Annotated in this window: 12 protein-coding genes; 3 read left to right on the forward strand and 9 right to left on the reverse strand. The window is 41.5% G+C overall.

Annotated features, from left to right (window positions below; all coding sequences use genetic code 11):
• Positions 1-248: 248 nt before the first annotated feature.
• Entirely contained in the window at positions 249-1,853 is a 1,605-nt protein-coding gene (locus DC498_RS02690) for a lipocalin-like domain-containing protein (RefSeq protein WP_116872595.1), read from the reverse strand.
• 487 nt (positions 1,854-2,340) lie between these two features.
• On the opposite strand from DC498_RS02690, the gene DC498_RS02695 reads away from it, so the two are divergent.
• Positions 2,341-3,315, forward strand: a complete 975-nt coding sequence (locus DC498_RS02695; protein ID WP_116872596.1) for a WD40/YVTN/BNR-like repeat-containing protein — start codon at positions 2,341-2,343, stop codon at positions 3,313-3,315.
• Positions 3,316-3,395: 80 nt separating this feature from the next.
• Here DC498_RS02695 and iolE read toward each other — a convergent pair whose 3' ends face one another.
• The 8 genes from iolE to iolB all read right to left on the reverse strand — a co-directional run bounded on the left by iolE (position 3,396) and on the right by iolB (position 14,340).
• Positions 3,396-4,298, reverse strand: a complete 903-nt coding sequence (gene iolE / locus DC498_RS02700; RefSeq protein ID WP_116872597.1) for a myo-inosose-2 dehydratase — start codon at positions 4,296-4,298, stop codon at positions 3,396-3,398.
• A gap of 132 nt (positions 4,299-4,430) precedes the next feature.
• Complete coding sequence (gene iolD / locus DC498_RS02705) at positions 4,431-6,296, reverse strand: 3D-(3,5/4)-trihydroxycyclohexane-1,2-dione acylhydrolase (decyclizing) (protein WP_116872598.1); 1,866 nt, start codon at positions 6,294-6,296, stop codon at positions 4,431-4,433.
• A gap of 185 nt (positions 6,297-6,481) precedes the next feature.
• A complete protein-coding gene (locus DC498_RS02710; protein WP_116872599.1) occupies positions 6,482-7,444 on the reverse strand; it encodes a class II fructose-bisphosphate aldolase in 963 nt (320 codons plus the stop codon).
• Positions 7,445-7,518: 74 nt separating this feature from the next.
• Positions 7,519-9,129, reverse strand: coding sequence for a sodium/sugar symporter (locus DC498_RS02715; RefSeq protein ID WP_116872600.1), 1,611 nt, complete (start codon positions 9,127-9,129; stop codon positions 7,519-7,521).
• Positions 9,130-9,266: 137 nt separating this feature from the next.
• Positions 9,267-10,283, reverse strand: a complete 1,017-nt coding sequence (gene iolG, locus DC498_RS02720; RefSeq protein WP_116872601.1) for an inositol 2-dehydrogenase — start codon at positions 10,281-10,283, stop codon at positions 9,267-9,269.
• Positions 10,284-10,358: 75 nt separating this feature from the next.
• Positions 10,359-11,825 (reverse strand): CoA-acylating methylmalonate-semialdehyde dehydrogenase, encoded by a 1,467-nt coding sequence (locus DC498_RS02725; protein ID WP_116872602.1) that lies wholly within the window; start codon positions 11,823-11,825, stop codon positions 10,359-10,361.
• Positions 11,826-12,207: 382 nt separating this feature from the next.
• Positions 12,208-13,221, reverse strand: coding sequence for a 5-dehydro-2-deoxygluconokinase (iolC, locus tag DC498_RS02730; protein ID WP_116872603.1), 1,014 nt, complete (start codon positions 13,219-13,221; stop codon positions 12,208-12,210).
• A 243-nt stretch (positions 13,222-13,464) separates the two neighbouring features.
• Positions 13,465-14,340: a 5-deoxy-glucuronate isomerase gene (iolB, locus tag DC498_RS02735; RefSeq protein ID WP_116872604.1), complete on the reverse strand. Its 876-nt coding sequence runs from the start codon at positions 14,338-14,340 to the stop codon at positions 13,465-13,467.
• A gap of 132 nt (positions 14,341-14,472) precedes the next feature.
• On the opposite strand from iolB, the gene DC498_RS02740 reads away from it, so the two are divergent.
• Together DC498_RS02740 and DC498_RS02745 are read left to right on the forward strand one after the other, a co-directional pair.
• Positions 14,473-15,495: a LacI family DNA-binding transcriptional regulator gene (locus tag DC498_RS02740; RefSeq protein ID WP_116872605.1), complete on the forward strand. Its 1,023-nt coding sequence runs from the start codon at positions 14,473-14,475 to the stop codon at positions 15,493-15,495.
• Positions 15,496-15,734: 239 nt separating this feature from the next.
• Positions 15,735-18,818, forward strand: coding sequence for a sensor histidine kinase (locus DC498_RS02745; protein ID WP_116872606.1), 3,084 nt, complete (start codon positions 15,735-15,737; stop codon positions 18,816-18,818).
• Positions 18,819-18,832 lie beyond the last annotated feature (14 nt).

Genomic DNA, 18,832 nt, shown 5'->3' on the forward strand with positions numbered 1-18,832 from the left:
TAGCTGTAAATCAAATAAGTTTATAATAATCCACAATTAAAATGTGGATTGTAAAAAGAAAAAAAGTAACAAAAAAAAGAAAAAGGGTAATAGTAGTAATAGTGTCTACTTTTTTCAGGACATGACAATAAGGTCAAACGGTAAAACAGGCTGTATACCTTTTAACGAAGTATAAGGTGTAAGGTATCTTTGTCGTGTTAAACCTGCTAACGGCTGATACCTGACGGCTGATAGCTATCGGCTGGCCGCTATCTTTTCACAAATTTCAATACTACCGAACGTTCCGGTAAGTACAGTTTGAGAAAATACACTCCGGTTGGCAAAAAGCTCACATCAATCTTAGAGGAAAATAAATTGCCTGGTATTACACGGATTATCCGCCCGTTTATATCAATAATTTTACCTTGTGTAACACTATTGGCAGGTAAGCCGGGTTGTAAAAACAAATCGTTGCTTACAGGGTTTGGAAACAATTTAATTTGTAAGCTGTCAGCATTGCCCGCCATTACTGCCGATGGAGATGTACTGACAGCAGTACCTTTTAACTTTCCGTCTATTGAATTGGCAGTAATTTTAAACCAAATGCTATCATCATTGGAAAGGCTGGAATTATTCCATAGATAAAAAGTATCTTTTACCCCCTGTGCAATTGGTGTAAAGGTTACCTTGTTGTTTACACTGTATTCAATATCGTAGGTTACAGGGCGTCCTTCATCGGGATTCAGCAATTGCCACGAAATGGGCAAAGCAGCGTTAAATATTTCACCGGCGGGTTTTTTAATAGCAAGCGCCGGATGTTCATAAGGATGCAATAGTTCGGCAAAGCCAATGCCCGTAACGGCCTGTCCATTTACTGTTCCGGTAATGGTGGTGGCTCCTTCAAAAAACCTGAAAGGCAATGTAATTTCACTATTATTATTATTTGATGTGATCGTTAAATCGAGGTTGTTTTTCGCAGAAGTCAGCCTCCATTTAGCTGAGTAGCACATGGCGCTGTCGGGCATCCAGTTAAAAGCCAGTCGCTCAATTGTAAAATCGCTGATGGTGTATTGGGTAGATTCATCAACATAGGCTGCCAATATCCGGTATTTTTCATTATCGGGTATTGTATTTTCAACGGTAAAAATATTCCATAGATTTATATCCATGCCATTTGATAACTGCAACTGGAACCATTCATACTTTTCTCCCGTAAACGGGTTGAAATTTCCATATTGCCTGTCAATCCAGGAGGTCCCGGTCACGTCTTCGGTAATTCCGTTAAGGGTTAATTTCCCGGTAACCGTATTACGGGTTTGGGAATAATAGTAGGTGTAATTCTCGGCGCCCTGATCAAGATACCCATCATCACCAGGCAGTAAGGGACGTTTTAAACTTTTACAATCCAAATTCAATCCACCGCTTGCAGATGCTGCCTTGATAGTATATTCAAACGGAATTAAATTACCATTACCATCTGTTTTATTACTCCAGCTTTCATTAGCCCTGTTATAAACCGATGCCTGAATATCAAGGTGTGTGGTAGACAGTGTGGTGTAATGAAGCGGCCTTGTTTCTTCATAAACTTTTCCTGAAGCATCATCTTCGATATTCAATATCCTGAAACCATCAAAACCGCTTGCCGGAAAGTAAAAATAAGTCAGCATGTAACTGTAGGTCTTGCCGGAATTAACTCCTTTAAGCTGCCCTGAAGTATACCACCATTCCACAGGTTCTGTACTGTGCCGCCCCTCATCCTTAGGAAAAGAAACCTTACTTCCGGCAGGTGTATAAGGAAATGTTTTCCAGTCCTGTGAATAACTATATGAGCTTAAGAATGTTGTTGCAATTAAAAGGAGGTAAATACATTTCATTCAAAACAGTTTTCAGATAGTGCATTAATGGTAAAATAATTGCAATCATTTTACTATTCGTACGGCGGCACTAAGGTACTACGACTAAAGGAGATTTTATAGGATTACGGGTGTTTTATTCAAAGCTGTGGTGTATGTGTCATGTTTTCGTATTCAAAAATATGTGCTGGCATCGTCCAGTCCTCTCCTTAGGTCGGGGTAACAAGCTATAGTACAATGTTGAGCATTAGTACAAATATTAAACAATCGTACTAATGTTCAGCAGAATTTCTACAGCTTGACACCCCGACCTAAGGAGGGGGCTATACCCGGCACAGCCTTACATATGTTAAATTCTTAAACAGGCATTGCATAAATAGCCTGGCTATTATTATAGTGAGACAAGTAATGCTTAGGCAGCAGGTCAACCAACACATAACGCCAGTGCCGCAGACCATACTTGCCTTTTTAAAGAAAAGCTGGTTATATTTACATAACAACCTTACATATGATCAAAAATCCGATAATCACCGTAGTGTTTCTTTTATTAATCCTGATATCCTGCACGAAACAAAATGATGATCCTCCTCCTGTGCAAAATGTAGACTCCCTGGGGGTTGGATGGAAAAAAGTTGCAATTGGTGAGGGGAGACAAACAAGTGATATCTGGTTTTCTGGCAATACCGGATTTTTGGTTGGAGGACATGAAATTCTGAAGTCGGATGATTCCGGCGATACATGGAATGTTGTGCTGAATACAAAATCCCCGGTTTTTAATGTAAGCATGGGCGGTCCACAGAATATTATGGCCATTGGCTACCCCCAAACGATTTATTATTCCAACGATGCAGGGGCATCATTTGATAGTATAGCGTTACAGGACAAACAACTGAACGAAATATTTTGTATCAATTCAACGGTTGCATATGCAATTGGATATGATCTCTGGAAGACATCTGATGCCGGAAAGAATTGGCAAAAAATATATAGTTTTCCTATTTATAATGAAAGATTATACCGTACTGTTCATTTCATTAATGAACTTGAAGGATGGGCAATCGCCGGGAGAAATCTGACGGAAGTAGGAGTGTATAATACGCAGGATGGAGGAAATAGTTGGCAGTTCCTGGATAGCGGACTGGTAAAATTTGGTTTGAATAGCCTTTTCTTTACCGATAATATGATTGGCTATTCCGGTAATGGTTCACAGGTTTTGAAAACAATGGATGGTGGGTCAACCTGGGAAATTATAAAAGGCGGTGTAAGTGGATTCGTGGATACACATTTCTTTTCTTCGGAAAGTGGATATGTCTCCGGAGATAAAAAGATATACAAAACTATTGACGGAGGTCTGCATTTTACAACAGAAGTCAGTTTAAGTGCGACAAATGATGATGCAAAAGTAGTTGAAATATATTTTACTGATCCGGATAAGGGTTGGGCTTGCGGATACAAAGGGTATATACTGAAATATCAGAAGTAAGCATTATCAATAGCTTACCAACACTATGCATGGCGTCTTCACCACGCATAGTTGTCTCGTCGTCTCCGGGCGACATAGTATTACAAACCTGTCAACCGTTTAATATATTCTCTCGCTTTCAACGCATACTCAAAAGGATTCGCTTTTGCAGGATCCTGTTCTGCTTCTACCACCATCCAGCCGGTATAGCCGGAGGATTTTATGATTTCAAACAATGCGGGGAAATTGATGCATCCTTCCTCATCGCCGGGCACAGTAAATACCCCATCTCTTACTGCATCTAAAAAGCTCATGCGGTTATCTTTTACTTTCTGCAATACTTTCGGACGAATATCTTTAAGATGTATATGCGCTGTGCGTGAAATAAATTTCTCCAGGCAGGCAACAGGATCTTCTCCGGCAAAATAGAAATGGCCGCAATCGTAATTGAGCCATACATTTTCAGCATCGGTTTCATTCAACATTCTTTCTGTTTCTGCCGCCGTCTGTATGCAGGTACCCATGTGATGGTGGAAAGATAATTTCATACCCCGGTCTCTTGCTATTTTCCCGAGTTCATTCAGTCCGTACGTAAATTTCTTCCAGTCATTTTCTGTAGAAAGCATTCCTTTGCCTTCCAACACAGGCACATCTTTTTTACCCTGGCAGCTATTGCCTGTTTCACCGCCGCCAATTACTTTAGCGCCCATCGCCTCAAGAAAATCAAGAAGCTGGGTAAAGTCCTTTTTATTCTCTTCCAGCGATTTTGTGGTAAGTTCATAACTGTTCCACTGGTTGCATATACGCAGTCCGCGCAATACAAGCGCTTTTTTCAGCTCATGTACATTACGCGGAAATTTATTGCCTACTTCGCAGCCTGTATAGCCAGCCAGCGCCATCTCGCTGATGCATTGTTCAAAAGTATTTTCAGCGCCAAGCTCAGGCATGTCATCGTTGGTCCAGTTAATAGGAGCGATGCCGAGTTGTATGTTTTCGAAGTTCATGTGCTAATTAGAGATTTGAAATTTAATATTTGGATGAAATTGCAATCCGCGTTTGTGATTTATAGTTTTTTGTTGTGGTTTGTGCGCAACGGAAAACCACAAACTATAAACCACAAACTTTGTAACCTGCAACTATAAAAAGATTCTTTGCTGCTTCTTATTTTCCTTATAAGTTTCATACGCTTTTTGTACGGTTGCGGAAGTAGATACTTCTGCAACCGGCACTTCCCACCAGGCATGATAGCCTTTTACGGTGCGATGCAAATGCGTTTCTATATACACTATAGTTACTTTTTTCTGTTTGCTGGCTTGCAGTAACGCTTCCTGTAAGGATTTCGCATCTGTAGCTTTAATTACCACCGCGCCAAGGCTCTCCGCATTTTTTGCAAGGTCAACCGGCAATATATCTCCGGATAGTTGTCCAGTATTTTCTTCGCGATATAAGTATTTTGTACCGAATCTTTCGCTGCCGATGCTTTCACTTAAACCACCGATACTTGCAAAGCCATTATTGTTAAGTAATAATATAGTGAAGTGAATACCTTCCTGTACTGCGGTAACAATCTCACTGTTATTCATCAGGTAGCCGCCATCGCCACAAATTACATATACCTGCCTTTCAGGCGCGGCTATCTTAGCACCAAGACCGGCGGCTATTTCATATCCCATAGTAGAATAGCCATATTCCAAATGAAAGTTTTTAGGATTGGTAGCCCGCCATAGCTTATGCAAATCGCCGGGGGCGCTGCCGGAAGCATTGATCATAATATCTTCCTTATTCATAAAAGTATTGAGTGTGCCGATCACTACAGCCTGGTCAATCGGTGGTTTGCTGCCATTGCCTGTAGCATATATTTCAGTTACTTCATCATCCCATCGCTTATTTATTTCGGCTATACGTTTACGGTAGCTGTCAGCAACCTTGTATTCATTTAATAAAAACAGCAATTCATCCAGCGTGGTTTTGGCATCGCCGGTAAGTGGTAAGGCATTATGTTTGTATGCATCAAATTCATTTACATTGATATTGATGAATTTAACCTTAGGATTTTTGAACAATGATTTGGAGGCTGTAGTAAAATCGCTGTAGCGGGTTCCGATACCGATAATCAAATCTGCCTCATTCGCTACATCAATGGCATATTTGGTACCTGTTGCGCCGAGCCCTCCAATACTATAAGGTTCATTATACATTACAGCACCTTTGCCGGCAAATGTTTCACCAACAGGTATACCGGTTTGCGATGCAAAGCTGTGCAACACTTCTGTAGCACCGCTATATATTGTGCCGCCCCCCGCAATGATAACGGGCTGTTTGGAAGCCTTGATCCATTCCGCCGCTTTTTTCAGTAGGTTGGTATCAGGTCTTGAACGTGGTATATGCCATACCCGTTTTACAAACAGTTCAGCAGGAAAATCATACGCATGTGTCTGCACATCCTGCGGCATTGATAAAGTGACTGCGCCGGTTTCGGCAGGGGAGGTGAGTACCCTCATTACTTCCGGTAGCGCATATATCAACTGCTCCGGGCGATTTATCCTGTCCCAGTATTTTGATACCGGTTTGAAGCAATCATTTACAGAAATATCCTGTGTAGCAGCACTCTCTAACTGCTGCAATACAGGTGCCGGTTCACGGGTGGCGAAAATATCGCCCGGCAATAAAAGTACTGGTATACGGTTGATGGTTGCCAGCGCCGCACCGGTGATCATATTGGTTGCACCGGGGCCTATAGATGTTGTGCATGCAAATGTGCTGAGCCTGTTCTTTACTTTTGCATAAGCAACGGCGGTATGTACCATGCTTTGTTCATTGCGGCATTGATAGTAACGGAAGCCGGGATTTTCCTGCAAGGCTTGTCCCAAACCTGCAACATTACCATGACCAAATATACCAAAGCATCCTGCAAAAAATGGTTGTTCAACGCCATCGCGTTCTACGTATTGATTTTTCAGAAATGCGATTGTTGCCTGTGCAACGGTTAATCTTTTTTTCATCTGAAATTGTTTTTATGGCTATGAGCTGTCAGCTATCAGCTTTCAGCATTATATTTCAAACAAATGCCTCATCCTTTTATCCTTCTCCTCGCAGAGAAGGATAAAAGGATGATAAATCCAAGCTTTATAACTACCACATCATCTATTGAATAAATACAAACCTGGCGTTCCACATCTCCACATTTTCACATTCCTCCTAACATCTTCAAATTTTCAAATTCAGTATTCCTCCCCACAGCACCCGTTAACTCAAATTTTTTTATTATAAATTCTTTATAGGTTTCCATAAATATTTTACCCGGCGTAGTAGGTGCAAATTCTTCCGGCTTATCTCTGAAAAATTCACGATTTACCATTGTCCATACCAGGCGCATATCTGTTGCTATATTCACTTTGCATATACCTAAAGCTATTGCTTTTTTTAACTCATCATCCTGCACACCTTTGGCACCTGTTTTTATTTTGCCGCCGGCAGCATTTATTCTGGTTACTACTTCTTCGCTAACATTAGAGCCGCCGTGCAATACCAGCGGAAAGCGTGGTAGTCTTTCCTGTATTTCTTTTAATATCTGTAACTGCAATCCCTGTCCACCTGAAAATTTATATGCACCATGACTTGTGCCTACGGCAATGGCTAAACTATCACAACCGGTAAGCTGAACAAACCGTTCAACATCTGAAGGGTTGGTATAAAAAGAGTGACTTTCCTCAACCGTAAGGTCATCTTCCACGCCTGCCAATACACCTAATTCTGCTTCTACACTAATGCCTTTTTCATGTGCTTTTTGCACCACGGCTTTTGTTCTTTCAACATTTTTTTCAAAATCATCATGCGATGCATCAATCATTACAGAGGTATAGCCACCGCTTTCAACAGCATCCCATATATGTGATTCATAACCATGATCGAGATGAACGGCATATACCGTATCAGGGTAAATTTCTGCCGCGGTTTTTATCATTGCCAGCAGCATTTTTGCATTGGCGTAATCACGTGCAAAAGGTGTTGTTTGTACAATGAAAGGCGCTTTTGCTTCCTGCGCAGCAGCGAACAGTCCATGTATTTCTTCCATAAAAAATACATTCACTGCCGCTATTGCATAGCCGCCGTAGCATTTATTAAAAAGTTGTTTGGTTGTTAGTAACATCAAGTTTATGGTTTATAGTTTTTAGTTTAGGGTTTAAGGTTGTTGCAACTATAAACCATAAACATTAAACAGTTTTACCAAAACACCGAATACAGCGCTACCAATATTCCGCAAATAATTGTTGCGCCTATAACAAATGAGCGGCTGAGACTGAATGATGGTAATGCTATTCTCATTTCTTCTGTTGTTTCTTTACGTGGTGTAAGCAGACTGACAGCAATCATTACTACGCACAATACCAGGAATACAAAACCCATCCTGTTTAAGAAAGGCACTTCAGGTATCCAGAATTTAAACAACGTTGACAACGGTATTGTTAACAATGCCGTTATTAAAGCGGCATTGGCTGTTGCTCTTTTCCAGAACATACCAAAAACAAAAATTGCCAGAACCCCGGGAGTGATAAAGCTGGAATACTCCTGGATGAACTGGTATGCCTGTTCGAGTACGCGTAACTGTGGTGCGATGAGTGCAGCGATCAGCATAGCTATCCATACGGCGGCACGGCCTACGCGGATCAAATGTTTTTCCGAAGCTTTGGGATTGAAATAGAGCTTGTATATATCTAATGTAAAGATGGTGGAAATGCTGTTGGCTTTGCCCGCAAGCGATGCCACGATGGCGGCAGTTAATGCTGCGAAGGCAACTCCTTTCAGTCCACTGGGTAATAAATCAAGTAATACAGGGTAAGCACGGTCTGGCTTTACAATGCCTGCGGCATCAACCATTTCTTTCTGGAACATGCCGTTTTGATGCAGAACATAAGCGGCTATACCGGGAATAACAACAATAAGCGGTACGAGCAGTTTTAGAAACGCTGCAAATAAAATGCCTTTGCGGGCAGTATTGAGATCAGCGCCCAGCGTACGTTGAATGATATACTGGTTACATCCCCAGTAGGCGAGGTTATTGATCCACATGGCGCCAATAATTACACTTAACCCCGGCAGGTCTTTATAATATGGATTGTCTTCTTTGATCACCATATGGAAATGTGAATCTGCCTGTTTGGTTAGTGTAGAGAACGCACCTAACACGGAGCTGTTGCCGAATTGTTTGGCAACGAGATCGAGTGCGAGATAGGTAGTGAGCAAACCGCCAACTATTAATACTATTACCTGTATAACATCTGTATAGCCGATTACTTTCATGCCACCAATGGTAATGATAACGGCAAAGAGTGATAAGGCTATAACTGCTGCGGTGAAATTTATGCCTGCAGTTACTTCAAGTGCCAGGGCGCCGAGGTAAATAATGGAGGTAAGATTAACGAAGACATACAGCAGCAGCCAGAATACTGCCATAGTAGTTGCAACGCCACGGTTATACCGCTGCCTCAAAAATTGAGGCATGGTGTATATGTTATTTTTAAGGTATACCGGTAAAAAGAAAATAGCTACTACTATCAGCGCAGCAGCGGCCATCCATTCGTAAGAGGATATGGCAAGACCGATAGCGAAGCCTGAACCTGACATACCGATAAAATGCTCCGCGGAAATATTGGAGGCGATAAGTGATGCGCCTATAGCCCAGAATGTCAGTGAACCTTCTGCCAGGAAAAAGCCTGAAGCAGTATCTGATTTATTGGTTTTCTTTTTATATATCCAGTACCCATACAGCGCGATAATGATTAAATAAAAGGCGAAAACAATGTAGTCCAGTGTGTGCAGGCCTGATTGATTCATCGTTAGTTGTTTAGTTTTGGAGATGCTGTTCTAAATATTACAGGTTTGATTTTTATTTTTTCGCCTCACCCCAATCTCTCTCCGTTCGGAGGGGAATTCAAAGCCTCAATGATATTAAATTGCTGTTTCAATAATCACTATGCCTTATATACTTCTTCAATTTTAACCGGGCGTCCTTCTTTTAAAGATATACCCGCTGCAAGTCCAACCACGGTTGCCATTAATCCGTCATGTGCGTCAACAGGCGATGGTTTATCATTCAGCACACAATTCACAAAAGTTTGAATACAGGATTGATAAGCTTTTTCATATCGTTCCAAAAAGAAGTGTAATGGTAATGCAGACTGTCCACCCTTATCATCAAACTGAATTACGTTGTCGGGAGTATTGTTCTCGGCCTTTGCCATTCCTTTTGAACCGAATACTTCCAGCCGTTGATCGTAACCATATACCGCTTTGCGGCTGTTATCAATTACCCCGATTGCACCATTGGCAAAAGTGAGTACGATAACGGCAGTGTCAATATCATTATACTGTTTGATGCGCGGATCAATCAACGCATCTCCTTTTACATATACTTCGGTTACTTCGCTGCCGGTAATATATCGTGCCATATCAAAATCGTGAATGGTCATATCAAGAAATAATCCTCCTGAAACTTTTACATATTCCAATGGGGGAGGAGCAGGGTCGCGGCTGGTAACTTTTACTATATGCGGATCGCCAATGCTGCCATTGCCAACCAGAGATTGTACACGGGCAAAGTTTGGATCGAAACGACGGTTAAAGCCCAACATGAGTTTCACTCCGTTATCCTTCACGGCTTTTTGTGCTGAAAGAATAGCCGGTATGGTAACATCCAATGGTTTTTCACAAAACACATGCTTCTTCGCCTGTGCGGCAGCGATAGTGTAGGGCACATGCTGTGGAGTTGGTGCGCAAATAACCACGGCTTCAACATCCGGATGATTGATCACTTCTTCTGCACTATTGGTAGTGGCAACGCCTGCTTTTTTAGCAGCGGCATGCGCTGCTTCGGATACATCAGAAGCAATGATTACTTCTGCTTCGGGGGTGTGATAAAGTAAATTAGCCAGATGAATTTGCCCGATTCTTCCAAGACCGATAATGCCTGTTTTTAATTTGCGGGACATAGTTAGTTTATTGTTTATGGTTTGTAGTTAAAGCCTCAACTCATTTTCAAATTTTTAAATTCCCACATTCTCACATTAAAATTTCCTCGTCCACTCTTTCAGCCATCGTTCAATCACTACCTTGGTTTGTGTGAAGAATTCAACAGCATGCTTGCCCTGTCCGTGCAGGTCGCCGAAGAAGCTTTCCTTCCAGCCGCTGAATGGAAACTGAGCCACCGGCGCAGCCACACCTATATTGATACCGATATTACCTGCATCCGCTTCATTCCTGAATTTACGTGCATGCAAACCGCTGCTGGTAAATATGCAGGCCATATTGCCATATTTATTTCCGTTTACATACGCAATAGCATCATCAATGGTATTAATATGCGCAAGGCTCATTACCGGTCCAAAAATTTCTGTTCCGGCTAATTCACCATTGAGCGGTAATCCTTCAATAATGGTAGGCTGAACAAAATTACCTTTTTCGTAACCCGGTATTTTTGCATTACGGCCATCTACCAATACTTTTCCTCCTTCGCCAATACCTTTTTCTATTAAACCATTAATACGTGTTTTACTTTCTGGTGTAATAACCGGTCCCATCAATACATTTTCATCCAATCCAAAACCGGTTGTTCGTTTTTTTGCACTTTCCACCAGGCTTTCTGTAATGTTTTTATGTTCGCCAACGGTAATAATGGTTGATGCCGCCAAACAACGCTGACCAGCGCAGCCATATACACTGTCTATTATAATTTGCGTGGTAACATCTATATCTGCATCAGGCAGAATAATCACGGGGTTTTTAGCACCTCCTTGTGCCTGCACTCTTTTACCGTTTGCCGCGCCCCTGCTGTATACATAACGGGCAACATTAGACGAACCCACAAAGCTGATGGCCTTAATGCCCGGATGATTGAGTATACCATCCACAATCGCTTTTCCGCCATGTACCATATTAATTACACCGGCAGGAAGATCCAACTTATGCACCAGTTCCATTACTTTCGACATGGTGAGCGGAACTTTTTCAGAAGGCTTGATGATAAATGTATTGCCGCAGGCAATAGCATATGGCAGGAACCAAAAAGGTATCATGCCCGGAAAATTGAAAGGAGAGATACAGGCGCAAACACCCAGCGGCTGGCGAATCATGTATTCATCAATACCCGTGGCGATGTCTTCAGAAAAATCGCCCTGCATTAAGGCAGGTATGCCACAGGCATTTTCTACATTTTCTATAGCACGCACCCATTCAGCTTTTGCTTCTACATAAGTTTTACCTGATTCCAGCGTAATGGTACGCGACAGCTCATCAATATTTTCTTCGAGGAGTCTTTTTAGCTGAAAAAGGTATTGTATCCGCTTGCCCGCAGGTATTCTTTTCCATGTTGCATAAGCGGTTTCTGAAGATCTTACGGCAGCGTCAACATCTGCGGCCGTGCCTGCAGGTACCAATGCCATCACTTCCTGGCTGGCAGGGTTTACCACGTTCCAGTAATCCGTAGCGCTACTTGCTACCCACTGCCCGTTAATGTAGTTTTGTAATTTGTTCATTGTATTCAGGAGCTATGAGCAGTCAGCAGTCAGCTATCAGCTATCAGCCTTTTGCCCGGTTATTGATTTTTTTTAATATTCGCCTCATCATCTTATCCTTCTTCCCGCGGAGAAGGACGGTGCTGCAGAATAGAGCCCTCACCCTCCTTCTCCCTCTCCCTGCCTACCGGACAGGCAGGCATGCAATGGCGAGGGAGCGGTGCTGTAGTACAAAGCCAGTCAATATCACTACCATATCAGCTATAAAATATATCCAAACAAAGCATTTAAATATTTATCACACTTTTAGATTTTCAACCTCCCCCTCTTGCTGTTTTGTCAACCTGATTCAGATATAGGCTCCCCTCTACACGGAGTGGGGAGGGGCTGGGGGTGAGGGTATTTACAGCCCTCCTCTCTCATCCGTAAACGCCATTACTTCTTCCAGTGTTGGCATAAAGTTGGCACAGCCTTCTCTTGTTACAATAATTGCCCCGCAGGCATTGCCCATGCGCACGCTTTTGTATAAATCCCATCCGTTCAGGTAACCATAAGAAAATCCTCCCGCAAACGCATCGCCGGCACCTAAAACATTCAATACTTCTACAGGAAACCCGGGTACTTTTACTTCCGTTTTTCCTTTTTCAAAAATAGAAGCGCCTTCTTTTCCTCTCTTCACAATCAGCGTATCCACACCTGTATCAACAATGTGCTGAATAGCTTTTTCTATATTCCCCTTTATCTCAGGGGCAGATATCTGCTGGTGTTTAATGGATACCTGGTTGATATCGGTAAGATAAGCCGCCAGTATTTCTTCTTCGGTACCAATAACAATATTGAATTGCGGTAATAATGTTCTGATCACCACGCCAAATGAACGTGGATCATCCCATTGATCGGCACGGAAGTCAAGATCGAGTAATTTTGTTACACCGTTTTTTTGTGCAAGCTCCAATGCGTAAAACATAGCGGTACGGCTCGGATCTCTGCTGAACGCTGTTCCGGAAAACACCGCTGCTTTAAAATCAGCAAAGGGTATATTGTCTACATGATCAAGATTAAGATGAATATCCGCACAATTGTCGCGATAATATACCAGCGGAAATCTGTCGGGTGGTTCAATACCCAGTATTACCGCAGAGCTTCGGGTACCCGTGATAGTCGGTATAAAATCAGTTACTACTTTTTCCTGCAGCAGAAAGTTTTTGATGAATGCGCCTACCTGGTCGTTACCAACGCCTGTAAGGATAGCTGTTTTTAAACCAAGCCTTGTAGCGCCCACAGCTATATTGGTAGGACAACCACCAACAAAAGCGTTGAAGGCTTTAATATCAACAAACGGGCTTCCCACATTGGCGGAATATAGGTCAATGGAAGACCGTCCTATAGTAAGCAGATCGTATTTTTTAGCAGTCATTTTAAGTTATGTTTCGCACAAAGCCTGCAAAGGAGCAAAGTGTGCAGCGTGTTTGATTTTAAAGTATATTTTCTCTAAGCCTCATCCTCTTCTCCCTCTCCGCACGGAGATGGACGGTGCTACATAATTTATCCGATCTTAAGATCCTGCCACATTATCTAAAGAATGTATGCTGTCTTTAAACAAACGCATCCTTCATGCTTCCACATTCCCACATTTCCACATTTTCAAATTGCCCAATTTTCAAATTGTATTATTCATCCCCGCCGTCACCATCGGCAATCTCGGGTCCTGGCCTTTCCATGTGCCAAATATCCATTCCTGCTGCGGATCGGGTGTATTGGCAAGCGACTGATCACTTCCTGCCAGGAAATTCAGGTAATATACATTATAACCATGCCCTGCAACAACAGGATGATACCCTTCGGGCACAAGCACTGCTTCATTATTATGCACTTTAATCACTTCGTCTAAAGAGCGGTCATCATTGTATACCTGTTGTATGGCAAAGCCATTCGGCTTATCTGTCTTATAAAAATAAATTTCCTCCAGGTCAGCTTCCAGCAGGTCACCGTTGGCATCTATTTTTCTTACATCGTGTTTATGTGCGGGGTAAGAGCTCCAGTTACCGGATGGTGTATATACTTCTACACATACAATTTTATGACAGTCGAAACCTGGTTGCAGTAAACTATTGATCTGCCGGTTGGCATTATCGCCACCACGAAATTCAATCGCCGCTTCTTCCGGTTGTTTAAGATATGCAGGATGGTCTTCATCCGTAGCTACCCAACAGATAGCGATGTCGGTATTGTTTTTTGTAGCGGTTAAGGCAAAATTTGTTCTGCGGGGAAGATATAATGTATGCGCTATACCGCTGAAAACATCCTTTCTGCCATTGGTAGTCTCCCAATCTCCTTTGTCTGATGTTACTTTGAAGTTTCCGCCAAGCAGTACAATGCAATATTCATATTCCGCTGTGAATTGTGTAAATGATTCATTCAGGTTTAACGTTCGAGCCTCAAAATTCAGGTATTCCCAGCCGGCCTGCTCAGCGGTAAGATTGTGATAAATACCGCTGTTTATGGTAGGTTTAACAAGCAATGATCGTTGAGACATATATACCGTTTGTATCTGGTAAACTTAGCATTATAATTTTATTTAACAGGCATATACTACCTGCAAACGTTTGAAATTTTTTGAGTAAGAAAAAATAACGGAAATTGGGTAGGATTTCCACCCTTGAATTGTATGAATAAACCGGTTACGATAAAAGATATAGCAAAAAAATTTAAATGTTCTCCGTCTACCGTATCCAGAGCTTTAAATAACCATCCTTCTATTAATGAGGATACCCGGCGTAATTTGCAGGAGTATGCGCAGAAAGTAGGCTATCAGCGCAACCAGGTATCGTTGAGCCTCCTGAATAAAAAAACAGCCACCATAGGGGTGATTGTACCCACGATCAATAACTATCATGAATCTGCTATTATAGAAGGTATTGAATCCGGATTACAACCTTTGGGATACACGCTTAATATTTGTGTTACCAATGAGCAGTATCTTCTTGAATCAGAATATGTAGAAAAGCTGCTTTCCAACAGGGTAGAAGGTGTTTTTCTCTCCATATCGCAGGAAACTTATGACTCAGGGCACTACGAGCATCTTGAGCAAATAAAGAAAAGAAGTATACCACTGATTTTTATTGACAGGGAATATGAGGGCTTTGCAACCGGGAGTGTTACTATTGATGATTATCATGGCGCATTTAAAGCGGTGGAACATCTTATAAAAACAGGAAGAAAAAGAATAGCACACCTGAAAGGCCCGAATGGAATGGCTGTGGCGGAAGAAAGGCTACGTGGATATATAGAATGTTTGAAAAAACATGATTTGCCTGTAGACGAAGATTTGATATTGAATACCAATTTTAAGGTGGAGAGCGCTATAGAGCCGGTTACAAAACTGATGAATTTACCTGAATTGCCTGATGCTATTTTTGGCGTAAACGACCAGGTAGCTATCGGCGCAATGAAGGTTATTCGTGATAAAGGATTAAACATACCGGGAGACATAGCTGTGGCGGGGTTTGATAATGCGCCTATATCTGCGTATATACATCCTTCACTTACATCGGTTGCCCGCCCCGGGCGACAGATAGGTATTGAAGCGGCTAAAATATTTACGGATTATCTGCAATCGTCTGAAGCATTACCATCCAGGAATATTGTTCTGCCATCGGAGTTGATTGTGAGGGAGTCGACGGCGGGGTAGGAATAATATAATTTGAAAATTGGGCAATTTGAAAATTTGAAAATGTGTGAGTGTAGAAATGTGAGAATGTGAAAATATAAAACGTTAGGCCTGGAATTGCTCAATGTTGATGTGGACGATATACTGATTGGGATAGAATTACAGCACTACTCAGTTTTCCATGGAAAGGCAGGTTGGGACGATAGGCTTTAAGGGAGCCTGTTTTGCCTGAAACTTCCTATCTTAATGCAAATTCTTTTATGAGGCGGCTGTTGATCATATTTTCTGTTTACTGCTTTGCACAGCACTCAATAGCCCAGCAATCCTCTTTTCTCTTCAGAAATTTAACCATCAATGACGGACTTTCACAGAACAGTGTTGTTTCTATAATAGAAGACAAAACGGGTTTTTTATGGTTTGCCACACAGGATGGACTGAACAGGTACGATGGTAAAGATTTTTTTTCACTACCAAAAACATTTGATGATAAAACCACATCGTACGACAGGAAATTGGGCAAAATAATCTCTGTATCGGATAGAGCCCTGTGGCTGATAACCACTAATGGCAAGCTGGAAAGTTTTGACCTCTTTAATTACCAAACCATTCCCATTGAAATATTGCCGGGAACAGATTTTGTTCTTCCAAAGCTTAATACTATGCTGCGTGATTCAAAAGGTGATATCTGGCTTGGTACTGAAAATGAAGGTTTAATATTGTTTAAGTACAGTGCCCGGCAGGCCAGGCAATTAAAAGAGCCTGCACCAGGCAATAATGCTCTGCGATCTGTTAATAATATTTATGAAGATGCCCAGCATAATATATGGTGTGCAACAGGAGACGGATTGCTGTTCTATTCATCGAACGGGGAATTTAAGAAACATTTTTTGTCATCTGCTTCTGCTTCATCTCCGCATTTATCTTTTAGCTGTATAACTCAAGATAAAGCGGGAAATATATGGGCCGGAAGTTTTGGGAGCGGGCTTTTTGTAAAACAAAAAAATACCGGAGGTTTTACTGCTTTCAGGGGACTGAACAATTTTGAATTGCAATCACCTTCGCTTGTGGTTGAAGCCTTACTGGCTGATGAAAACAACATGTTATGGATCGGCACTTATGGAAAAGGGCTGTTTGTACATGATATTAATGATTCAGCCACGCAGCAATTTTTGAATAATAAGGCCAATGCATATTCTATAGGTTTTAATGATGTGCTTGAAATATACAGGGATAAGCAGGGAAGTATATGGCTCGGCACAGACGGAGGAGGCGTAAGTTATTACAGTCAGCAAATTAATAATTTCAACCTGGTTTCTAACAGTAATGTTCCCGGAGATGTTTCCGTTGCGCCAATACGTTCTATTACAGTTGATGAAGACGGGCTGGTTTGGGTTGGAACAAGCAGCGGTGGATTTACCAGTATTGATGTAAAAAAGAAAAAATATCAAACTTATTTTCTGCCTTCTTTTAGTAAAGAGATAAGCAATTCCAACAGGATTGTTTCTCTTTCGGCTGATGGAGATGATATATGGGTTGGTACGCAGGGCAACGGGCTATTGTTGTTTGATATAAAGACCCGGACCCATAAAAAATGGTTACACTCCCAGGCTGCATCTTCTTTGGATATCCCCGACAATACGATATGGTGTATTGCAGAAGAAGCCGATCATACAATATGGTGCGGAACACAGTCTGGATTTTTAATGTTGATAGATAAGAATAAAGGACTTTTAGAAAATATCCATCCGCCTGCAGATCATGATTCTGCTTATAATGGAGCTATCCGTGCTATTTCAAAAATGAACGACAGTATTTTATTGATCGGCCGCGAAAACGGAGCCATCAATTTTTTTAACCGGTTTGATCACTCTTTTTCAAAGACATCAGTAGATATAGCAGGGCAATTGGACGTTCCAATAATATTAAAAAGTATCTTGTTCAAATATCCAGATATATGGATTGGTACATTGGGTAACGGGTTATTGTCGTATAATATTAATACTACAAAATTATCTTCCTTTACCGAGCAGGAAGGATTACCGAACAGTACCGTATATGGGATACTGGATGATGAGTTTAATAATTTATGGATAAGTACAAATAAAGGTATCTGCAGTTTCAGTTTATCTGTGCCTGAAAAAGATCATAATCAATCATTGTTCCGGGTATTTAAAATGTCTGATGGATTGCAGGGAAATGAATTTAATACCGGTGCTTTTTTTAAAGCCGCTGACGGCACTTTGTTCTTTGGGGGGATAAACGGGTTGAATTTTTTTAAGCCGCGGGATTTTTCTGAAACAGCAAAGCATACAAATGTTGCCATAACAAATATTATTGTAGATAATGTTGGAATGGAGAGAGATACCACACTTACATTTAAAAAGCAACTGGTTTTATCCCATCAATATCGCTCTCTTACATTCCGGTTTTCGGTGCTTGATTTTGCTTCCTCCGGCAGGTATACTTATTATTATCAAATGACCGGGTATGACAAGCAGTGGATAAAAGCAAACGATCAAAACTTTGCCACATATACAAACCTGCCACCTGGGAAATATATTTTTAAGGTAAAAGCTGCTATTCCGGGGTCAGCTATAGAAAGCGACATTACCTCAATGCCTATCATTATCAATCCTCCGTTCTGGAAAACATGGTGGTTTATATTAATTATTGTTGCGGCATTATGCGCTGCGTTGTATGGGTTATACCGCTACAGAATCAACCAGTTGATGCAGGTTCAGTCGGTGCGTAACCGTATCGCAACAGATCTGCATGATGAGATAGGGTCGGCATTGTCTAATATTAATATGCTGGCAGCCATCGCTCAAAAAAAATTAGACCAGCCTTCAGAAGCAGATAAATACCTTGGTCGTATCAGTGAGGAAGTAACAGCATCAGGACAGGCGCTGGATGATATTATATGGAGTGTTGATACTAAGAATGATACCCTTGAAGAGATGATTGCACGAATGCGCCGTTACGCCGCAGAATTATTTGAAGCCAAAGATAATATTAAGTGCGAACTGGATTTTGAAGATGGATTTACATCGAGAAAAATAAACATTGAACAGCGAAGGGATATTTATCTGGTATATAAAGAAGCGTTGAATAATATTTGCAAGCACTCACAGGCTACTTACTTTACCGTAAAAGTTTTTTTAAGGGGGGATATGCTTCACCTGCAGGTTAAAGATAATGGCGTAGGGTTTGATACTACGAGGACCACACATAGAAACGGGTTGAAAAATATGAGAGCGCGTATTGAAAGGTGGAAAGGGAAAATAATAATCACGTCAGGTGCCGGGGGAAGCAGGATAGAAGCAGAAATACCTGTGCTAGCTTAACGAAACAGTGATAT

Source organism: Terrimonas sp., from assembly GCF_003075435.1.
Taxonomy (GTDB): Bacteria; Bacteroidota; Bacteroidia; order Chitinophagales; family Chitinophagaceae; genus Agriterribacter.

What these genes read in the sequence shown, in the direction of transcription:
- iolC (WP_116872603.1), bottom strand. Translation starts at nt 13,221, where the DNA reads ATGACTGCTAAAAAATACGATCTGCTTACTATAGGACGGTCTTCCATT.
- DC498_RS02710 (WP_116872599.1), bottom strand. Translation starts at nt 7,444, where the DNA reads ATGTTACTAACAACCAAACAACTTTTTAATAAATGCTACGGCGGCTAT.
- iolD (WP_116872598.1), bottom strand. Translation starts at nt 6,296, where the DNA reads ATGAAAAAAAGATTAACCGTTGCACAGGCAACAATCGCATTTCTGAAA.
- DC498_RS02690 (WP_116872595.1), bottom strand. Translation starts at nt 1,853, where the DNA reads ATGAAATGTATTTACCTCCTTTTAATTGCAACAACATTCTTAAGCTCA.
- DC498_RS02740 (WP_116872605.1), top strand. Translation starts at nt 14,473, where the DNA reads ATGAATAAACCGGTTACGATAAAAGATATAGCAAAAAAATTTAAATGT.
- DC498_RS02715 (WP_116872600.1), bottom strand. Translation starts at nt 9,129, where the DNA reads ATGAATCAATCAGGCCTGCACACACTGGACTACATTGTTTTCGCCTTT.
- iolE (WP_116872597.1), bottom strand. Translation starts at nt 4,298, where the DNA reads ATGAACTTCGAAAACATACAACTCGGCATCGCTCCTATTAACTGGACC.
- iolB (WP_116872604.1), bottom strand. Translation starts at nt 14,340, where the DNA reads ATGTCTCAACGATCATTGCTTGTTAAACCTACCATAAACAGCGGTATT.
- DC498_RS02695 (WP_116872596.1), top strand. Translation starts at nt 2,341, where the DNA reads ATGATCAAAAATCCGATAATCACCGTAGTGTTTCTTTTATTAATCCTG.
- iolG (WP_116872601.1), bottom strand. Translation starts at nt 10,283, where the DNA reads ATGTCCCGCAAATTAAAAACAGGCATTATCGGTCTTGGAAGAATCGGG.
- DC498_RS02725 (WP_116872602.1), bottom strand. Translation starts at nt 11,825, where the DNA reads ATGAACAAATTACAAAACTACATTAACGGGCAGTGGGTAGCAAGTAGC.
- DC498_RS02745 (WP_116872606.1), top strand. Translation starts at nt 15,735, where the DNA reads ATGAGGCGGCTGTTGATCATATTTTCTGTTTACTGCTTTGCACAGCAC.